Source organism: Sandaracinaceae bacterium (genome assembly GCA_020633055.1).
In the GTDB taxonomy this organism is placed as follows: Bacteria; Myxococcota_A; Polyangia; order Polyangiales; family Houyiibacteriaceae; genus JADJJE01.
In genome coordinates this window covers 733,973-753,361 of the sequence record JACKEJ010000006.1, presented here as the reverse complement: position 1 = coordinate 753,361, position 19,389 = coordinate 733,973, and the positions used below count along the sequence as shown (strand labels likewise).

The 19,389-nt window shown below is 69.8% G+C and carries 17 protein-coding genes; 6 read left to right on the top strand and 11 right to left on the bottom strand.

Annotated elements, in window-relative coordinates:
* Positions 1-13: 13 nt before the first annotated feature.
* The 7 genes from H6726_12610 to H6726_12580 all read right to left on the bottom strand — a co-directional run bounded on the left by H6726_12610 (position 14) and on the right by H6726_12580 (position 6,279).
* Positions 14-394 (bottom strand): DUF59 domain-containing protein, encoded by a 381-nt coding sequence (locus H6726_12610; GenBank protein ID MCB9658482.1) that lies wholly within the window; start codon positions 392-394, stop codon positions 14-16.
* A gap of 107 nt (positions 395-501) precedes the next feature.
* Positions 502-1,776, bottom strand: coding sequence for a cysteine desulfurase (locus tag H6726_12605; protein ID MCB9658481.1), 1,275 nt, complete (start codon positions 1,774-1,776; stop codon positions 502-504).
* On the bottom strand, positions 1,773-3,131 hold the full coding sequence (sufD, locus tag H6726_12600) for a Fe-S cluster assembly protein SufD (protein MCB9658480.1): 1,359 nt from the start codon (positions 3,129-3,131) through the stop codon (positions 1,773-1,775). The genes H6726_12605 and sufD overlap by 4 nt, the downstream gene beginning before the upstream one ends.
* Positions 3,128-3,877: a Fe-S cluster assembly ATPase SufC gene (sufC, locus tag H6726_12595; GenBank protein ID MCB9658479.1), complete on the bottom strand. Its 750-nt coding sequence runs from the start codon at positions 3,875-3,877 to the stop codon at positions 3,128-3,130. The genes sufD and sufC overlap by 4 nt, the downstream gene beginning before the upstream one ends.
* 23 nt (positions 3,878-3,900) lie before the next feature.
* Positions 3,901-5,349 carry a Fe-S cluster assembly protein SufB gene (sufB, locus tag H6726_12590; protein ID MCB9658478.1) on the bottom strand — a complete coding sequence of 483 codons (1,449 nt, stop codon included), beginning with the start codon at positions 5,347-5,349 and terminating at the stop codon, positions 3,901-3,903.
* Positions 5,350-5,395: 46 nt separating this feature from the next.
* Positions 5,396-5,860 carry an SUF system Fe-S cluster assembly regulator gene (locus H6726_12585; protein ID MCB9658477.1) on the bottom strand — a complete coding sequence of 155 codons (465 nt, stop codon included), beginning with the start codon at positions 5,858-5,860 and terminating at the stop codon, positions 5,396-5,398.
* A 74-nt stretch (positions 5,861-5,934) separates the two neighbouring features.
* Complete coding sequence (locus H6726_12580) at positions 5,935-6,279, bottom strand: hypothetical protein (protein ID MCB9658476.1); 345 nt, start codon at positions 6,277-6,279, stop codon at positions 5,935-5,937.
* A gap of 211 nt (positions 6,280-6,490) precedes the next feature.
* On the opposite strand from H6726_12580, the gene H6726_12575 reads away from it, so the two are divergent.
* Positions 6,491-7,585: a beta-lactamase family protein gene (locus tag H6726_12575; protein ID MCB9658475.1), complete on the top strand. Its 1,095-nt coding sequence runs from the start codon at positions 6,491-6,493 to the stop codon at positions 7,583-7,585.
* A gap of 35 nt (positions 7,586-7,620) precedes the next feature.
* Here the strand turns inward: H6726_12575 and H6726_12570 are convergent, their stop codons facing one another.
* Positions 7,621-8,631 (bottom strand): hypothetical protein, encoded by a 1,011-nt coding sequence (locus H6726_12570; protein ID MCB9658474.1) that lies wholly within the window; start codon positions 8,629-8,631, stop codon positions 7,621-7,623.
* A 37-nt stretch (positions 8,632-8,668) separates the two neighbouring features.
* Positions 8,669-9,820 (bottom strand): acyl-CoA dehydrogenase family protein, encoded by a 1,152-nt coding sequence (locus H6726_12565; GenBank protein ID MCB9658473.1) that lies wholly within the window; start codon positions 9,818-9,820, stop codon positions 8,669-8,671.
* A 276-nt stretch (positions 9,821-10,096) separates the two neighbouring features.
* Between H6726_12565 and H6726_12560 the strand changes: the two genes are divergently transcribed.
* The 3 genes from H6726_12560 (at position 10,097) to H6726_12550 (ending at position 14,326) form a co-directional block, all read left to right on the top strand.
* Positions 10,097-11,491 carry a chloride channel protein gene (locus tag H6726_12560; protein MCB9658472.1) on the top strand — a complete coding sequence of 465 codons (1,395 nt, stop codon included), beginning with the start codon at positions 10,097-10,099 and terminating at the stop codon, positions 11,489-11,491.
* Between the two features lie 157 nt (positions 11,492-11,648).
* On the top strand, positions 11,649-12,779 hold the full coding sequence (locus H6726_12555) for a response regulator (GenBank protein ID MCB9658471.1): 1,131 nt from the start codon (positions 11,649-11,651) through the stop codon (positions 12,777-12,779).
* A 140-nt stretch (positions 12,780-12,919) separates the two neighbouring features.
* On the top strand, positions 12,920-14,326 hold the full coding sequence (locus H6726_12550) for an MBL fold metallo-hydrolase (protein MCB9658470.1): 1,407 nt from the start codon (positions 12,920-12,922) through the stop codon (positions 14,324-14,326).
* Positions 14,327-14,721: 395 nt separating this feature from the next.
* On the opposite strand, the gene H6726_12545 is transcribed toward H6726_12550, so the two are convergent.
* Complete coding sequence (locus tag H6726_12545) at positions 14,722-15,762, bottom strand: hypothetical protein (protein MCB9658469.1); 1,041 nt, start codon at positions 15,760-15,762, stop codon at positions 14,722-14,724.
* A gap of 154 nt (positions 15,763-15,916) precedes the next feature.
* On the opposite strand from H6726_12545, the gene H6726_12540 reads away from it, so the two are divergent.
* Positions 15,917-16,870 (top strand): hypothetical protein, encoded by a 954-nt coding sequence (locus H6726_12540; GenBank protein ID MCB9658468.1) that lies wholly within the window; start codon positions 15,917-15,919, stop codon positions 16,868-16,870.
* Positions 16,871-16,910: 40 nt separating this feature from the next.
* Here the strand turns inward: H6726_12540 and H6726_12535 are convergent, their stop codons facing one another.
* A complete protein-coding gene (locus H6726_12535; protein ID MCB9658467.1) occupies positions 16,911-18,188 on the bottom strand; it encodes a hypothetical protein in 1,278 nt (425 codons plus the stop codon).
* A 236-nt stretch (positions 18,189-18,424) separates the two neighbouring features.
* Here H6726_12535 and H6726_12530 point away from each other — a divergent pair, with 236 nt between their 5' ends.
* The gene (locus H6726_12530; GenBank protein MCB9658466.1) at positions 18,425-19,387 is read left to right on the top strand and encodes a hypothetical protein; all 963 of its coding nucleotides are present in this window, start codon (positions 18,425-18,427) and stop codon (positions 19,385-19,387) included.
* The last annotated feature ends 2 nt before the right edge of the window (positions 19,388-19,389 follow it).

Below are 19,389 nucleotides of genomic sequence, written 5' to 3'. Positions count from 1 at the left end.
GCCACGGCGGCGGTCAGAGCATGCCCAGCTCGAGCAGGGCGTCCTCGCTCATGCGCTCCTTGGTCCAGGGCGGATCCCACACCAGCGTCACGTGGGAAGTGGCCACGCCCTCCACGTCGCCGCTCTTGTCGGCCACCTCTTTGACCAACATGCCGGCCACGGGGCACGCCGGCGCGGTGAGGGTCATCTCGATCTCGACCTCGCCGTCGGGCTCCACCTTGACGCCGTAGATGAGCCCCAGCTCGTAGATGTTGACCGGGATCTCGGGGTCGTAGACGGTCTTCAGCGTCTCGATGATGGCCTCGCGCACCGCCGCGGTGTCGATCGGGGTCTCGGGCTTGACCCCCGAGCCCCCGTAGGCCTCGCTGATGTCCGCCTCGGATGTGGCGGGCATGGGCGGCAGGAACGTGGGCAGGAACACCCGGCTGGCCTGGTCGTGCGCCTTGGCCGGCGGGGGGATCTTGTTGACCTTGAGGGCCTCGATGTCGGCGTCTTTGTCGCTCATGAGAACATCTCCCGCACCACGTGCAGCCCCGCGACCAGCGCGTCGATGTCCTCGCGCGTGGTGTACAGCGCCATCGACGCGCGCGCCGTGGCCGGGATGCCGAAGCGGTCCATCAGGGGTTGCGTGCAGTGGTGGCCGGTGCGCACGGCCACCCCCAGCTGATCGAGCACGGTGCCCACGTCGCTCGGGTGCGCTCCGTTCATGAGGAACGAGAGCACGCCGACCTTGGCCGCGGCCGTGCCCACCAGGCGCAGGCCCGGCACGTCGTGCAGCTTGGCCGTGCCGTAGGCGAGCACGTCGCGCTCGTGCGCGGCCAGCGCGTCCGGGTCCAGCGCCGTGAGGTAGTCGATGGCCGCGCCCAGGCCGATGCCCCCCGCGATGTGGGGCGTGCCCGCCTCGAACTTGTAGGGCAGCGCGTTCCACGTGGTCTCGGCGAAGGTCACGCGGTCGATCATGTCGCCGCCGCCCTGATAGGGGACCATCGCCTCGAGCAGCTCGCGCCGCCCGAAGAGCACGCCCACGCCCGTGGGGCCGTAGACCTTGTGCCCGCTGAAGGCGTAGAAGTCGCAGCCCAGCTTCTGGACGTCCACGGGCGCGTGCGGCGCCGCCTGCGCGCCGTCGATGCAGACGACCGCGCCGACCTCCTTGGCCAGCTGCACCAGCCGCTTGGCGGGCAGGATGGTGCCGAGGGCGTTGCTCACGTGCGCGAAGCTCACCACCTTGGTGCGCGGCGAGAGCTTGCTGGCGAAGGCCTCCTCGGTGACCTCGCCGGCGTCGTTCACGGGCGCGACCACCAGCTTGGCGCCCGTGACCTTCGTGACGAGCTGCCACGGCACGATGTTGCTGTGGTGCTCGAGCTCGGTGATGAGGATCTCGTCGCCCTCGCGCAGCCGTGGGCGCGCATAGCACTGCGCCACCAGGTTGATGCCCTCGGTGGTGCCACGCACGAAGATGGTCTCCTCGATGCTCGGCGCGTTCAGGAAGCGCCGCGCCTTGTCGCGCGCGTCCTCGTAGCGCTGCGTGGCGCGCTGCGAGAGGGTGTGCACCCCGCGGTGGATGTTGGCGCAGTCCTGCCCGTACACGCTCGCGACCGCGTCGATCACGCTCTGCGGCTTCAGTGCCGTGGCCGCGTTGTCCAGGTAGACCAGCGGGTGCTTGCCGATGCGTTGGTCGAGCGCCGGGAAGTCGGCCCGGGCGCGCGCCACGTCGAAGACCACCGTGGCTGGGGCCGTCACCCGGCGGCTCTCCTTGCGCGAGACTACGTCGCTCATTCGACCTCCCCGAAGAGCTCCAGCAGCCCCTGCCCATCCGGCAGACGGGCCGCCATCTCTTCTTCCACTTTGTGGCGCGTCCCCTCGTCGGAGATGCGCGCCAGCAGCTCGCGCACGAACGCGAAGGTGAGCAGCGCGCGCGCCTGGCTGTCGCGCAGCCCACGTGAGCGCAGGTAGAACACCTGGTCCTCGTCGAGCGTGCCCACCGTGGCGCCGTGACTGGCCACGACCGAGTCCGTGTCGATCTCGAGGTGCGGCTTGGTGTGCGCGACGGCGGTGTCCGTCAGCAGCAGGTTGCGGTTCTGCTGGTGCGCCTCGCTCACCAGCGCCGCCTCGTGCACCCACGCGATGCCGTCGAACACGGAGGTGCCCTTCTCGTCCACCACGCCGCGGTAGTCCTGGTGGCTGGTGCAGTGCGGCGCGCGGTGCTCGACCCGGGTGTGGTGGTCCACCAAATCGCGGCCGGCCACGTGGTAGGCCCCGTCCAGCGTGGCGCTGCCGCCCTTGCCCACGAACGCCACGTGCAGGCTCAGCCGCATCAGCGGGCCGCCCAGCGTGACGACGCGCGAGTGATAGCGGGCATCGGCGCCCACCTCGACGGCCACGTCGCCCACCAGCTGCTGGGCGCTGCGATGCACGCGCACGTGCTCCAGCTCCGCGTTCGCGCCGACGCGCACGTCGGTCACCGCGTTGAGCAGCGTCTTCGCGGCTTCGTCCGTGCGCTTGGCCGAGACGAAGTGCTCGATGACGCTGGCCCGCGCGCCGCGCACCAGCTCCACGTGCAAGCGCGCGTGGGACACGGTGGCCCCGGTGCTCACGTACAGCACGTGGATGGGGTGCTCCTGCTCGCCCTCGACGCGCAGCAGCCCGCCGCGCTCGAAGCGCGCCGTGTTCAGCGCGCGAAAGTGCCGCTCCTGGGTGAGCGCCACGGGCTCGGGCGCCACGCTCCCGGCCAGCGCGTCGTCCAGGCCCATCAGCTGCACGCCCGCGGGGAGCCCCTCCACAGCAGTCACCAGCGGCAGGCCGTCGACCACGGGGAGCACCACCGCGTCTGCCGCGAAGCGCGCGCGCACCTCCGCGCCAGCGCGCTCCAGGTCCCACACGTCGGCTGGCTCGCTCGGCGAAAGCTCCAGCGCAGAACGCACGGGCGTGAAGCGCCAGGCCTCGTCCTTGCGACCTGGCAACCCCCACTGCGCGAGGGCCCGCTCGGCCGCGCGGCGCATGGCGGCCACCTCCGGCGCCTCGGTCGCGGGCGAAACGCGGCTCCCGGGCTGGGGCCGCAAGAGAGCGATACCCTCCTCGCCGTCGTGGGGCGCCGCGCTCACGCTCGCTTGGCTGACACGCACCTCGCTCATGCCGCGCCGCTCCGGTGCTCGGCGTAGCCGTCGCGCTCCAGCTGCTTGGCCAGCTCGGCGTCGCCGCTCTCCGCGATCTTGCCGTCCACCAGCACGTGCACGCGGTCGGGCACGATGTAGTCCAGCAGGCGCTGGTAGTGCGTGATGACCAGCATGGAGCGCGACGGGTCACGCAGCGCGTTGACGCCCCCCGACACCACGCGCAGCGCGTCGATGTCCAGGCCCGAGTCGGTCTCGTCCAGGATGGCCAGCTTCGGCTCGAGCAGCGCCATCTGGAAGATCTCGTTGCGCTTCTTCTCGCCGCCGCTGAAGCCGTCGTTGACCGAGCGCTTGAGCAGCTCGGGGCTCAGCTCCACCAGCTTGGCCTTCTCGCGCGCCAGGCGCATGAAGCTGGGCGCGTCCAGCTCCGCCTCACCGCGCTGCTTGCGCACGCCGTTGAGCGCTGCGCGCATGAAGTAGAGGTTGCTCACCCCCGGGATGGACACCGGATACTGGAAGGCCAGGAACACCCCGGCCGCGGCGCGCTCTTCCACACCCAGGGCGAGCAGGTCCACGCCGTCCAGCGTGACGCTGCCGCCCGTGACCTCGTAGCCCTCGCGCCCCGAGAGCACGTAGCTGAGCGTGCTCTTGCCCGCGCCGTTGGGGCCCATGATGGCGTGCACCTCGCCGGACGGAATCTCGAGGCTGAGCCCCTTGAGGATGGGCGTCCCGCCCACCTCGGCGTGCAAGTCCGTGATCTTCAACATGCGTGTCTCTCCGCTGGCTCTGCTCAGCCGATGGCGCCTTCGAGGCTGACGCCGAGCAGTTTCTGGGCTTCCACGGCGAACTCCATGGGCAGCTCCTTGAGGACTTCCTTGGCGAAGCCGTTGACGATGAGGCTGACCGCGTCTTCCTCGCTCAGCCCGCGCTGCTGGCAGTAGAAGAGCTGGTCTTCGCCGATGCGCGAGGTGGTCGCCTCGTGCTCCACCTTGGCGGTGGGGTTCTTCACGTCCACGTAGGGGACGGTGTGCGCCTGGCAGTGCCCGCCGATGAGCAGCGAGTCGCACTGCGTGTAGTTGCGCGCGCCCTCCGCGCTGCGGGCGATGGTGACGCCGCCGCGGTAGGTCTGACGCCCGTGGCCCGCGCTGATGCCCTTGCTCACGATGGTGCTGCGCGTGCGCTTGCCCAGGTGGATCATCTTGGTGCCCGTGTCGGCCTGCTGCCGGTGGTTGCTGAGCGCCACCGAGTAGAACTCGCCCACGGAGTCGTCGCCCTTGAGCACGCAGCTCGGGTACTTCCAGGTGATGGCCGAGCCCGTCTCCACCTGCGTCCAGCTGATCTTGCTGCGCGCGCCTTCGCACAGGCCACGCTTGGTGACGAAGTTGTAGATGCCGCCCTTGCCGTCCTCGTCGCCGGGGTACCAGTTCTGGACGGTGCTGTACTTGATCTCCGCGTCCTGGTGCGCGACCAGCTCGACGATGGCCGCGTGCAGCTGGTTCTCGTCACGCTGCGGGGCGGTGCACCCCTCGAGGTAGCTCACGTGCGCGCCCTCGTCGGCGATGATGAGCGTGCGCTCGAACTGCCCCGTGTTGGCGGCGTTGATGCGGAAGTAGGTGCTCAGCTCCATCGGGCAGCGCACGCCCTTGGGGATGTACACGAACGACCCATCGCTGAAGACCGCGCTGTTGAGCGCGGCGAAGTAATTGTCGCGCACGGGCACCACCGTGCCGAGGTACTTGCGCACCAGCTCGGGGTGCTCCTTCACGGCCTCGGAGAAGCTCATGAAGATGATGCCCTCCTCGGCCAACTTGCCGCGGAAGCTGGTGTGCACGGAGACGCTGTCGAACACGGCGTCCACGGCCACACCCGCCAGGATGGCGCGCTCGTGCAGCGGGATGCCCAGCTTCTCGTAGGTCTCGAGCAGCTTGGGGTCCACCTCGTCCAGACTCTGCGGCGCGTCCTCGGGGCGCTTGGGCGCCGCGAAGTACGAGATGCTCTGGTAGTCGATGCTGGGGTAGTCGACGTTGGCCCAGGTGGGCTCCTTCATCTTCTGCCAGGCGCGCAGCGCGCTCAGGCGCCACTCCAGCAGCCACTCGGGCTCCTCTTTCTTGGCCGAGATGAAGCGCACGGTGTTCTCGTCCAAGCCGGGCGCGATGATGTCCTGCTCGATGTCCGTGACGAACCCTGCGCCGTAGGACTTCTTGAGGACTTGATCGATCTCTTGGGTTGCTTCGGCCATCTCTTCACCATGCCTGCCGGGTGGGCTCCCGGGCTCGAGCCTGCGCTCAGACGCTCATCCGTGCGCGGTTGGCCTCGCCCGCGCTGCGCACGAGCTGCACGAGGCGCTCGCCGCCGGGCTCGGCCATGTCGGACAAGCGGATGTTCTCGAGCGCGGCGTATACCGCGTCGTTGATGCGCTGCCAGTTGGCGCGCACGCTGCAGCGCGCCTCGTGGGAGCAGACGGTCTCGTCGTCCACGCACTCCGTCACCGCGATGGGCCCCTCGAGGGCCTCGATGACGTGCACCACGCTGATCTCCTCCGGACGCCGCGCCAGCTGGTAGCCGCCGCGCGCGCCGCGCTGGCTGACCACCACCTCGGCCTTGGCCAGCGCCTTGAGCACCTTGGCCACGGTCGGGGCCGGGATCTGCGTCTCGGCGCTGAGGTCGCTCACCGGATGCGGCTCACCGCACGACGCGAGGTGCGTGGCGATGACGATGCCGTAGTCGGTGAGTTTGGAAATACGGAGCATGGGGACAATGAAGACCGGATTAGTCCTCTTTATGTCCCGCAGGCGCCGGAGGGTCAAGCGCGGGAGGCGCTGCATCAACGGATGTGGGCCGCTTCGCGCTCGGCGCAGCGGGCGAAATGCACCGCAAGGACTGGGTCGCTCGGGGCCATTGCGGCCGCCTTGGTGAGCGACGCGAGACACGCCCAGTGCCACGGGCCAGGGTCGTCACGCGGGAACCCGGGTGGGCACTCGTTCGACTGGTCCGCGTAGTCCTGTAGCTCCTGGGCGCGGGCCTGCGCGGCTTGCTGCTGGGCGGGGAGCGCTGGGTCCAATGCACGGAAGGCGTCGATGACGCGCCACATCGCGTCCAGCTCATCGCGCCCGAAGCGGGCAGCGAGCGGCTCGAGCAGCGCGAAGACGTGTTCTGGAGTGTTGCTCATGGTGGTGGTCGTGGGGGACGCCAGCGTAGCGCGAGCCGGGCGCTCGGGACATTCGGCGAGACAACGCGAAGTGCCGAGCGCGATCCGCCCGCTTCACGAGCGCATCTCGCGTGGGGCCCCGATCCGCCCGCTGCACGAGCGCACCTCGCGTGTGGCCCCGATCCGCCCGCTGCACGAGCGCATCTCGCATGTGGCACGCTGCGCCTCCGTCATGCTCGACCCGCCGCACGCACGCATCCGTCCATCGCACACGCGGGGTCCGGCGCGACTCCTGCTCAGCGTGATGCTCGCCGCGTGTTTCGTCGGAACCGCATCCTGCGCTGGCGCACCGTCGTGCCCTGCGTTCCAAGACACGCTCTCGATCGAAGACAACGCACTCAGCTGCGTGTCGGCCCACGTCCCGCCCCCGGCGGCGGGCATCGCCCTCGTGGTCGTGGACGACGGTGACGTGGTGCTGCGCACCAGCCACGGCGAGGTGAACCAAGCCGAGCACCTGCCAGCGACCCCGAGCACGCCGTTCTATCTGGCGTCCGTGTCGAAGCCGTTCACGGCCATGGCCGTCCTCCTGTTGGTCGAGCGAGGACGGCTCCAGCTCGAGGACACGCTGGACCGCTGGTTCCCCGAGGCAGGTGTGCTCTGGGGCGAGGTGACCGTGCACCACCTGCTGACGCATCAGTCGGGCATCGAGGACTACTTCGCGATCACGCGCGGAGGCACCTCGGGGATGACCAACGCCGACGTGCTGCACCTCGTCGCGGAGCGCCCGCTGCTGTTCACGCCGGGTTCCAGGCATCAGTACAGCAACTCGGGGTACGCGCTGGCGGCGACGCTGGTCGAGCGCGCATCCGGGGAGGACTTCGCCACCTTCCTCACGGACGAGATCTTCACGCCCCTCGGGATGACGCACAGCTACGTGCAGACACCGACGCGTGAGCCCGACGCCTTCGCCGTGTCCTATGCGCCCGACGGAACCGCCCTCCCCTACACGCTGCGCACGTATGGCGACGGCGGGGTCTTCGCGAGCGCGGACGACCTGGGTCGCTGGCTGATCGCGGTGGGACGTGGCGAGATTCTGTCGGCGGCCATGTGGGAGCGTGCCCTGACGTCGCATCAGGGTCACGGGTACGGGTACGGCTTCTTCCTGGGCCAAGGCGGCGAAGACGTCGTCGGGCACAACGGGGGCTTGGCGGGCTTTCGGAACGTCGTGCGCTTCGACCGCGCCCGCCAGAGAAGCGTGGTGTTGCTCTCGAACGGCGCCTTCGACGGATGGATCCTGTCGCTGGCGGACGCGTTGATGGAGGACTGAGGCGCGGCGGAGCGGACCGCCGCGGACGGAAGGGCTCAGTCGTCGACTTCGTGCGTGACGAACGCGTCGCACGTGGCGCAGCGCATGTCGTGGATCTCGCTGCGCCAGCCGGTGCCGCTGTCGTTGCGGTAGTAGACGGTCTCCGTCGTGGGCGCTGCACACACGCGGCAGGGGCTCGGTTCCGGGGGCACGCCCTGTGGCTCCTCCGCACGCGTAGGGCAGGTCCAACGCGCGGTGTACACGTGGATGGGGCCCCCCTCCCGGCCGCCGAGATCCGGCTGACCGTCGCCAGGCCCCCGATAGGCAGGGAGCGCGCAGGACGCGGCCGCTGCGACATGACGCGCCGCGCATGACAGGAAGAACCCCACCTCGTGCGCAGTCAGCTCGTGCGCAGCCGCCGCGGCATCGTCCAGCGCACGCGCGTCCGCCGCGTCGCCACCTTCACGCCGTGCGCGCATCCACAAGGCGCGCGCCACGTGAGCGTCGAGCCCTCGCTGCGCCATGCCCTCCGCGACGACGTCGGCCAAGACGGGCTGCACACCGAGAGCTCGGGACACCGCCTCGGCGGCGCGCCGCGGCCACCCCCGGTCGAACGCCTTCGTCACGAACGGCGCGAAGGCTGCAGCCAGCTCCGGCGTGGTCACTGCTGCCTCGAGCGCGTCGATGGTGCGGTCGTGCACCGGCATGCTCCCGCCGCCGAGGCCCACCTCCAGCAGCTCGCGCGCCTCCTTCACGGGCCCTTGCGCGCCGCTCACCCGCGCGAGCAACCGCTCGATGGCCTCGCCCGCCCGCGCGCTGGTCAGCTGCGCGAGGCGCGGAAACACGGAGCCCACCGCCTCGTGCTCGGCCTCCGTCCCCGCGAACACTACGCGCATGAGCTGCTCGAGCCCCGTGCGATAGCTCGCCCGGAGCGTGATAGCCGCGGGCGGACCCAACGCGCGCAGCTCGGTCCGCGACTGCACGAGCGCCTCGTCACCCCGCGTCCACGTGAGCCGCTCGCCGTCGACCTCGACTGACCACTCGCCCACGCGCACGCGCGTCGCCACCGCTACCTCTGCCCATCCGCCGCGCGCACGCCCACGCTCAGCGTCCTGGCAGCGTGCCCATGGTCTTGCAGATGATGTTCAGCATGATCTCGTCTGCGCCGCCGCCGATGGAACCCAGCCGTCCGTCGCGGTACAGCTGCCCGGCGGGGTTCTCCCACATGAAGCCGTTGCCGCCCCAGTACTGCAGGCACGCGTCGGCCACCTCGCGCGTCAGGCGCCCCACCTTCAGCTTCGCCATGGACGCCAGCTGCAGCACGTCCTTGCCGTTGATGTACATCTCGCACGCGCGGTACGTGAGCGCGCGCAGGCACTCCACCTCGCACTTCAGCTCCGCCAGCCGGAAGTGCACGGACTGGTTGTCCAGCAGCGGGCGCCCGAACACCTTGCGCTCCCGCGCGTAGGCCGCCGTCTCGTCGATGACGCGCTCCATGGAGCGGATGCTGTTGGCCGCCGCGAACAAGCGCTCCTCCTGGAACTGCAGCATCTGCATGGTGAAGCCCGCGCCCTCCTGACCAATGCGGTTGCGCTGCGGCACGCGCACGTTGTCGAAGAACACCTGCGCCGTCTCCGAGGCGTGCATGCCCAGCTTCTTGAGGGGCTTGTCCACGGTGATGCCGCCCGCGTCCTTGGGCACGACGATGAGCGACTTGTTCACGTGGGGCTTGCCCTCCGACGTGTTGGCCAACAGGCAGAACCAGTCCGCGCTGGGCGCGTTGGTGATCCACATCTTGGTGCCGTTGATGACGTAGTCGTCGCCATCCTTGGTGGCGGTGGTCGCGACGCCCGCCACGTCGCTGCCCGCCTGCGGCTCGCTCACCGCGATGGCCGCCACCATCTGGCCCGCGATGGCCGGCGCCAGGTACTCCTTGCGCAGCTCGTCGCTGCCGAAGCGCGCGAGGGCCGGGGTGGCCATGTCGGTCTGCACGCCCACGGCCAGCGGCACACCGCCGCAGGTGACGCGCCCCATCTCCTCGGCCATGACCATGCCGTACGAGTAGTCGAGCCCCATCCCGCCGTACGCGGTGGGCTTGGTCACCCCCAGCAGGCCCAGCTCGCCCATCTTCGCGAACACCTCGTGAATGGGGAAGCGCCCTGCGTCCTCCCACTCGCGGACGTGCGGGTTCAGCTCCTGTTCGACGAAGGTGCGGACGGTGCGGCGAAGCTCATCGTGCTCTGGCGTGAAGATCATGCGTGACTCTCGGGGTGACGGGGCGCGTGGTCCGTGCACGGGGCGCGGAAGACGGCCCTCGGGGGCCGGGCGATGGTACCCGCCGCGACGCACCCTGCGAAGACCTGACACGTTCCGTTGCGCGGCCCCCCGTACACGCCGCACCGCGACGTCTTCCGACCCGGTGTGCCCAAGACCCGGACGCGACGCCAGTGACCGAGCGCTGGCGCGATGCCGCCTCGGCGTTCACCTTCACGGCCAGCGCGGGGACCCCGTTCGGCGCCCCGACCCACATCCATGGCAGGCAAGCACTTCGAGAGCCTCGACGACGAGGCACGCGCGCTCCACGACTCCTGGGACTCCATCGTCCGCATCGTGCTCCTGGTGGCGATGCTCACCATCCTGGTGTGGGGCGCCTGCACGCTGCTGCGCCTCGCGGTGCACTTCGCGCTGCACGTGGTGCTGGAGGCCGTCACCCCCAAGACCTGGGAGGCCGCCGCCATCCTGCTGCTCTCGCTCACGGGCTCCGGGATCGTGCGCGGGCTCTTGGCGCAACGCGCGGTGTGGCAGTCGGCCTTCGGCGACGGCATGGGCACGGCGCTGTCCAACTACCACGTCACCTACGACCACGAGGGCGACGACCCCCAGCCGCGCTACGAGCGCCCCGCCTTCGCGCTCGCCGCGCGCAAGTTCGTCACGACGTTGCTCACCATCGGCAGCGGCGCGTCGGGCGGGCTCGAGGCCCCCGTCGTGATGATGGGCGAGGCCGTCAGCGCGGGCTTCGCGCGTGTGCTGGCGGTGCGCAGCGAGCACGAGCTGCGTACGTATCAGCTGGCGGGCATCGCGGCGGCGGTGTCCACGCTGCTCGGCGCGCCCTTCACGGCGGCCCTGTTCGCGACCGAGGTGGCCTACGGAGACCGCATCATCTACCGCAAGCTCGCCTACTGCCTGTGGGCGGGCGTGATCGCCTTCTGGCTGAACGGCTGGCTCAGCGGCGGCTACGAGCCGCTCTTCGTCGGCCCCGCGCACTCCGAGGTGTACTCCATCGCCGAGCTGGGCGCGGCGGCGCTGGTGGCGGTCACCGTCTCGGTACCGGTCGCCTTCGGCTTCGGTAAGGCCATGGTCGCCATCGAGAAGTTCTTCGCCGCGCGCGTCCGGTCGGGGTGGCACGCGGTCGTCAGCGCGCTCGGGACGGGGATCGTGGCGCTGGCCCTCTCCTACGCGGCGGACCTCAGCCCCGCGCACGTGCTGGGCATGGGCGAGCGCACGCTCAGCGGCATCCTCGCGGGCGACGCGGTGCTGGCCACCTGGTGGATGCTGCTGCTCGTCCTGGTCGGCAAGACCATCACCACCGGCCTCACCATGGCGGGCAGCGGCAGCGCGGGCCTGCTGGTGCCGTCCATGTACCTGGGTGGCGTGTCCGGCGCGCTGGTCGCGCACCTGGCCAACCTCACGGGCTGGACCCAGCTGGACCCGGCCCTGTTCGCGGTGGTGGGCCTCGGCAGCTCGCTCGTCGCCGTCATCGGCGTGCCCCTCGCCGCGATCGCGCTGGTGCTGGAGGTGTTCGGAAAATCCTTCGGCCCGCCCGCCATCCTCGCCTGCGGAGTCACCTACCTGCTGACGTTGAAGTTCAAGCTGTACGACGCACAGCGCAGCTCTCCCACGCCCACGGCCGACGAGACTGGCGGGTGAGCTCGTGAGGCAATCGGCCACGACGCCATGGTGCCGCGTTCTCGGGTGCTCGTGCCGCCTTCACGCAAGCGCGTTCCTGCGCCCACATGTCGCAGGCAGCACCACCAAACCACCCTCCGGCGCTACCGCCGCGCCGGTCTGATCGTACACTCAGCACGTGTCCAGCGACGAAGGCTCCCCCCAACTCACACCGCAAGCCGCAGACGCCTCCGGCCGCAGGACCGAGCCGCGCGTCGAGGCCAGCTACCTGGTGCGCTTCCGCTCCATCGACGACATGGTGGAGTCGTACACCCGCAACATCAGCCGGGGTGGCCTGTTCATCGCAACCAAGCGCTTCCTGCCCATCGGGTCCATCGTGCGCCTGAACGTCGAACTGCCTGACGACAAGCCGCCCGCGAGCGTCCTGGCGCGCGTCGCGTACGTGCTGGACGTGGAAGCCGCCGAGGCCCGGAAGAGCAACCCGGGCATGGGCATGGAGTTCCTGCACGCCGACCACGAGGTGGGTCGTCGCATCGCCGAGCAGCTGGTGCGTGGCCTGGACCCGCAGCCTTCGGACATGCCCATCACCGCGGACGTCCTGGTCGTGGACGACTCGCCCATGTATCTGGAGCGCGCCGCTAGCCTGGCGCGCAACCTCGGTCACCGCGTGCGCACCGCCAAGAACGGGCTCGAGGCCATCGGCCTGCTCATGAAGGAGCCCGCGGACATCGTGCTCTCCGACGTGCAGATGCCCATGATGGACGGCTGGCAGTTCCTGCGCATCGTGCGCTCGCGCCCCACCCTGGCGCGCACCCCCGTCATCTTCCTCACCACGCTCACGGGCGAGCCGGAGCGCCTGCGCGGCTACCAGCTGGGCGTGGACGACTACCTCGGCAAGCCCTTCGACGACGAGGAGCTCGCCGCGCGCATCGGCCGCGTGCTCCTCCGCAGCAAGCACCGCCCCAGCAGCTCGGCCGACCGCGGCGCGCTCAGCGGGGACCTCAGCCTGGTGTCGCTGCCCAGCGTCCTCTCTTTCATCGAGGCCGAGCGCCGGACGGGGGCGCTACTGGTCATCTCCGAGCCGCACATCGCCACGCTGCACATCCAGGCGGGCGCCGTCCACCGGGTGGACCTCTCCACGGACGTGGGCCTGGCTGGCGTGGAGCGCCTGTTCCACGTGCTGGACTGGACCCACGGGCGCTTCGAGTTCGGGCCCAGCGACGCCAACGTCGACGACGAGCTCAAGCTGCCCACGTCGTACGTGCTCATGGAGCACGCGCGGCGCCGCGACGAGTCCGGCCGGGACTGACGCGCAGCCGCTCGCCACGCGACCGCGCGCGTGTCGTCCTGCATGCGCGTTCGTGCGTGCCGGGACGTCGTCGTACCGAGGCGCTCGGCCGAGCCTCCTGCCGCGCGTTGCTGGGCGCGCCCCCTGCGCTATGCCCCGCCATGATCGAGATCGAGTTCCTGGGTGCGGCGCAGGGGGTCACGGGCTCCATGCACTTGGTCCACACGCCGCAGGGCAACGTCCTGTTGGACTGCGGGCTGTTCCAGGGGCGCCGCAAGGAGTCGGTGGAGCGCAACCGCAACCTGCGCGTCGACCCGCGCGAGGTGGACGTGGCCGTGCTCTCGCACGCGCACATCGATCACTCCGGCGCGCTGCCCGTGCTCTACAAGGCGGGCTATCGCGGCGCCATCTACGCCACCGAGGCCACGACCGACCTGTGCAGCGCCATGCTGGAGGACGCGGCCGCCATCCAGAAGCACGACGCCGAGTGGATCAACGGCAAGGTGGCGCGCGGCACCACGTCGATGGACCCAGTGGAGCCGCTCTACGAGCAGGCGCACGTGGACGGCGTGATGAAGCAGATGGTGGCCACGCCCTACCACGAGCCGCGGCAGATCCTCCCGGGCGTGACGTTGACCTTCTTCGACGCAGGTCACGTGCTGGGCAGCGCCATCGTGGTGCTCGACATCGACGACGAGGGCGACATGAAGCGCGTCGTCTTCACCGGCGACCTCGGGCGCCACGCCATGCCCATCCTGCGCGACCCGGAGCTGCCGCACGGCGCCAACGTGCTGCTGATGGAGTCCACCTACGGCGACCGGCTGCACCCGCCCCGCAAGGCCATGGAGGACGACCTGGCCCGCATCGTGGAGGAGACGGTGGCGCGGCGGGGCAAGGTGGTGATCCCCTCGTTCGCGCTCGAGCGCGCGCAGGAGATCCTCTACACGCTGCGGCGCCTGCTGGACGCCGGGCGCCTGCCCGAGGTCCCCGTCTACCTGGACTCGCCGCTGGCGCTGAAGGTGACCGACGTGTTCCGTCGCCACCCGGGCTGCTACGACGACGAGACGGCGCAGATGCTCGCCAACGACGGCTCCCCCTTCAACTTCCCGGGGCTGCGTTACGTCGAGTCCGTGCGCGAGTCGATGGACATCGACGCCAACCGCGAGCCCTGCATCATCATCGCGGCCAGCGGCATGTGCGAGTTCGGCCGCGTGGTGCACCACCTGAAGGCCATCGTGGAAGACCCCAACAGCGTGGTGGTCATCGTGGGCTTCATGGCGCAGCACACCCTCGGCCGCCGCCTGGTCGAGCGCCGCCCGCGCGTGCGCATCCTGGGCGTGGAGTGGCAGCGCTCCTGCCGCGTGGAGGTGCTGGAGGGCTTCAGCGCCCACGCCGACCAGCGCGACCTCCTGGCCTTCGCGGAGAAGGTGCGCACCCGCGGCCAGCTCCGGCAGGTGGCCCTGGTCCACGGCGAGCTCACCGGCCTGCGCGCCCTCGAGCACGAGCTGCGGGAGCGGCAGTTCCCGAGCGTGGCCGTGCCCGCCGAGGGGGACGTGCTGCGGTGCTGAGCGCGGGGCGCGTCAGGGGCGCGGGCCGCACGGTGCGCTCTCGACGCGCCTACTCCACGCCATCGCAAGGGTCGCTCATTGGGAGGCTCGGAAAGTAGTTCGCGCAGACACCCGGCCCGCAGTTCGCAATGAACGGTCCATCGCAGTTCTCCGAGTAGCACCAGCACTGGGAATAGCGGTTGTCGATGCAGCAGGTCTCCCAGCGTCCCGCGTCCTGCCCGCCGTCCGGAACTGGCTCGGACCCGCCTCCGCAACCGAGCGCGGCCGCGACGAGCCCGATCGGTATCCAGCGCCGTAGGGCGCGATGGAATTCTCTACGAGTACGTGTTGGCTGCATTCCGAGCTACCTCCATCGCAGGTTCAGACTACGCCCGAATGCGACGAAATCCGACCCATCAATGCCAACCGTCAGGCAACGAGGTCTCGAGCGCCTCGGCAGCCTCTCGCACTCGTGGATTCGAGTCGCACATCAGCTCGGTCCACACCATCAGCGGGTGCGGGACGTCCCGAGGCCAGCCGGGGAGGCCTGCGTGCTCTGCGGCCAACGCAATGGGGAGCCGCAGGACGCGCACGTTGTAGATCGCCGAACGCTGCAGCGGCAGCTCACGCTCGACGTCCACTCCCGGAACCACCGCGAGACGCAGCAGCGGCACGCCATCGACGAGCTCATGGTGCTGGGGGGTGCGCGCGAGCGCGTCGACGCCAGACCACGTCCAGCGCGTCGTGTGTGCGCGTTGGTGCGAGGTCTGCCACGCCTCGGTCAGGATGCTCTCTGCCTTGGTCATGTTGGCGTCCGCGTCCGCGACATGGAACCCACCCAGGTCCAGCTGGGGCCGCAGCACCATGCGATAGCCCTCCAGCCACATCTGGCGTGCGCGGCGGCGCCCATGCGGTGTCCACACGCGGCCCTTGCCAGCGCCCGCCACGTAGCCAAGCTCGTCGAGCCGCTTCCGCATGTCGCGCGCGGCCGTCACGCTTACGTCGGCCGCGTCGCATGTGGCGTGGAGCGTGCCCCCGACGAGGGTCTCGTCCAGCAGCCACGCGAGGAGCACCCGTAGGCCCGGCGCTCGCATGGCCCCCGCGGCCTTCGTGGGCAGCCGCTTCCCTTCAATGTGCACGTACGTCGGCGGGAGCCGCAGCGTCATGTTCCCAGCCTGGTCGACATAGCTCGCGCCCGCGTCGGCGACGGCCGCGGCCATGGCCTTGGTGACCCGGGGCGCCACGAGCAGCGTGTCTGGAGCCAAGCGCGCGGCCAAGTCCCCTGCAGCGCGCCCGCGCAGGGTGACGACTTGGAGTTCCTTCTCGCCGTCGTCGAGCGCAATGCGCACGCGCGTGCCGCGCGGGCCTTCGTGCAGGGCAACACCCTGAACGGGGGGCGCCGCCGCCAGGTGGCCTTCGACGGCCTGGAACAGCTCGATGTCCGCGCCTTGATTCACTCACTAAGTAAATGAATGTAAAATATGCGCGTGTCAATTCTGCCGTGCGTCTAGACCGGACGGAGCGGTCGGGGATCAGGTCGCGTCTGACACCGGACACGAACCGAAGTACAGTCGCGGCGCGCCGCGTGGCGCCAGCAGGAGAGGAGCCCCGATGAACGGCAAACGAGACCAGCCCACGCGATGGTTCGGCGCACTCCAGTCCGAAGGCAGCACCGAGCTGTCCACGCCTATCGCAGAGGCGCTCATCACCACGCGCCGCTTCTCCCTGGGCCGCTTGGTGCTCGGGGTGGGTGGGAGCCTCGCGCTCCCCGTCGTGCTCGGCGTGGTCGGGTTCGGGTTGGACGTGGAGGCGTTCAAGCTGCTGTGCTTCCTCGCGGTCTTCGCCGGCCCCATCCTGGCCGCCACCGCGCTCATCAAGTACGGAGAGATTGCCTGGCGCTACCGCGGCGTGCGGGCCGGCAACACCGTCGAGCGCTTCACGGGGCGCGCCCCCCTGGGCTTCGACGACACCATCACGAAGCGTCTGCGCAAGCGCAAGCTCATCAACGACGAGGGCCGACACACCCTCCTGGTCGACCCCGACTCTGGTGTGGTGCTGGCCGTGGACGACGCCGCCTCGCAACAGGCCGTGCGCGGCACCATCACCGAGACCGCCCCGCTGCGCGCCGCGGACGACTTGCAGCGCCCCCTCGACGCGCTCGAGCGCGCGGAGCTGGCTGGCGTGATGCACCGCATGCAGAAGCTCCCCGTGGGCAACAGCGTCGCCCTCGGGTGGGTCGCCGCCCTCATCCTCCGCCGCTACGTTTGGCTCAGCGACGGCGCCGCGCGCTGGTTCGGCACCAGGGGTTGGATCATCTGGTTCGGCATCGCCGCCGTGCTGCTGGTCGTCGCCCGGCTCAACGCGCGACGCCGCATCGCCGACCTCCGCAACGAGCTCCACGGACCCCTGCACGCACTGCCCGCCGGAGACTGTCCCGGCAGCATGCAGCCCATCGCAGGCTTCCCCCGCAGCGACGTGGTGTGGCAGTGCGGCGCGTACCCGGGCCCCGCGCGCCTGGAAGGCGGAGGCCTACGCGGGAAGGTCGCGCACAAGGCGCGCGGGTAGACGCTCGCTGCCGACAGTCCCCATGACGCTCGCGTGGACGCTAGCGGTCGAGCATCGCGAGATACGGATCAAAACTCGTCTGAGGGATGCCCAGGTTCGGTGTCGCCCCCGCAATGCTCCTCGTGCCTCCGAGGAACTCGGCGTTGAAGCCGAAGACTCCATCCACGCAGCGCATGCGCTGAATGTTCTTGTAGCGGTTCGTCTTGATGGCCTCGCGCTGGTCTCCGCAGGCGATGACGACACCCACCCGATGTTCGATGGCACGCAGCACCGCCAGGGCAAGCACGGCGTCTCGCGACCCCGGCGTGTGCGGCGACCAGTACAGCACGACGTGATGGTCGATCGCATCGTGCGGCGGCAGCGCCGCGTAGAGCGCTCGACCGTCCGCGAGCGCGTCGAGCGGCAGCGACAGGACTCCGACGCGACCCACCTGGCTGGCGAACCGGCGCCATGGACCGACGCCACCCAATTCCTCCCCGCGAAACGCCGCGACCCCCGTGCGCTCATCAAGCAGGATGCTGGCGCGGCGCTCGGCGCTCAGCGACACCGTGATGTCGTCGTACTGTTGATTCGTGAAGGCTTGCTCGTAGGGCTCGCGGGTGCTTCGCGACGCGGGCGCCGTGCGGCTCGGCACCTGATACACCTCGAAGCCGCCGCTTCCCGCGGCCGTCACTTCGCTGCGAACGGCGCGCATGCGCTCCCCGCGATGAAACGCGATCGCCCGCCCCACACCGCTCCTCTGGCCCCGCTCGGCCATCGTGCACAGGAAGGGCGCGTCCAGTTCCAGAGAGCGACCCCGGACGACGTTCGTCCACTTGCGTTCGTTCACGTTGCCGCCGGTGATGTTGATGAACACGTCGGCACCGGCGCGCTGCATGCGCTGTCCGATGAGCCCGAAGAACATGTCGTGGCACACCTGGACCGACAGGCGACGCCCCCCGAGCACGATGGGCTCGAACATCTTCTCCGCCCCCGTCGCGTAGCCGGGCCACTCGAACGCGATCCGCGGGGAAGTCGAGTGCTTCACGTACAGGTGTGCCTCTGTCTCCCCCTTCGAAGGGTGAGGGTTTCGGTAGGCGGCGGTCTGGAAGCCAGACTCCGTCTCGATGCCGAGCATGGTCGCAACGCCGAAGTACCAGGCTTCGTCTTCCGCGATCTCGTCAACGTCCTCGGCAGTTCCGCACGCGTAGTGCTCCGGAAGTACCACCAAGTCCACCTCGCCGTCCTCGCAGGCACGCTGCAGCACCGCAAAGCGAGCATGTCGAGGGTCTTCCCACTCGTATCGGTAGTCCGGCACGACAAGCGCGATTCTCAGCATGGGTGCACCTCGGTTCCTTCACTCAGGCCAGGGGGCCCGTGCGTCGGATCAACCGAGGCCCCTCCCCTCAAGTGTACTCGACCCAGTCTGTGCCGCAGGCTGGACAAGCGCCCTCGGCCCGTGTCCGCGTTGTTGCGCGCCGGTTCGTCAGAATGTGGTGTAGTCGCATGGTGAGCGCCTCCGAGCGCGAGCCTCCGCCATGCGAGCGACTGACGATGCGCCCAGAGACAGAAGTCATGCACACCCAGGTCGAGCACATCGGCCGCACTCTCGGACTGGTCTCCCGACGCGAGGTCAGCGTGCTGAACACCTCGCAGCCGGACGCCTACGCGCCCCGTCTCGACGTCGCGTGGTTCCTCCCGCTGGACGCGAAGAAACGAGCCGCGCTGACGAGCGTTGGTGCGAAGGTACCGCTCTTCGACGGGTCGCTCATCATCGCGGGGTGGGAAATCGAGGGCTCGGACGCGCCCACCCGTGCCATGCAAGCCGACCTCGCGAACATCCGTGTCTCGGGAGCCCCCTATGGGTTCCTCGCGCTCCGCGGCGACACACGAGACAACCTCTACGCACGAGCACGAAACATGGCGCGAGCGCAACGCCATGCGTTCGGCACACACGACGTGCTCGTGCTCGACACGGCTTGGATCGAGCCGCTCAGCCGCACCGCGTGGTCCGCGGTTCATCAGCCCCTCCCAGCCGCGCGCGGGCTCGACAAGAAAGCCTCAGGCGGCGAGACGGAGTGGGCCAAGGACGTGCGCAAGACCCTTCGGAGTCGGGGAGAGGCCGCAGGCTTCGACGTGTGGTTCGACTTCAAGACTCGGGTCCCACCGAAGGCGCCGCGGACGGTCAGCGCCATCGACGTGGTCTGGACGCTCCCCATGCCGCGCGGCCTCGCGAGCCTCGCGGCGGACGTGGTCGCGCGCGCCACGGACCCCCACGACGAACCACACGTCCCCAAACGGTTCCACCATCTGCCCGTCGTCGCGTTCGAGGTCGAGAACAACGCCGCCAAGCATGCTCACGGCGCCCTGCTGAACTTGGCGAGCCACGCCCTCGCGGGTGTGTTCGTCGGAGGCGATGCGGCCGCCGTGCGAGCCGCTCGAGCCGCGCACGACACCTACCGCGACACCTACCCCCTGGCCCGCGTCAGTGTCAGCGCCGACTTCGTGCGGCAAGCGACCAAGCTATCCAGCCCCTGATC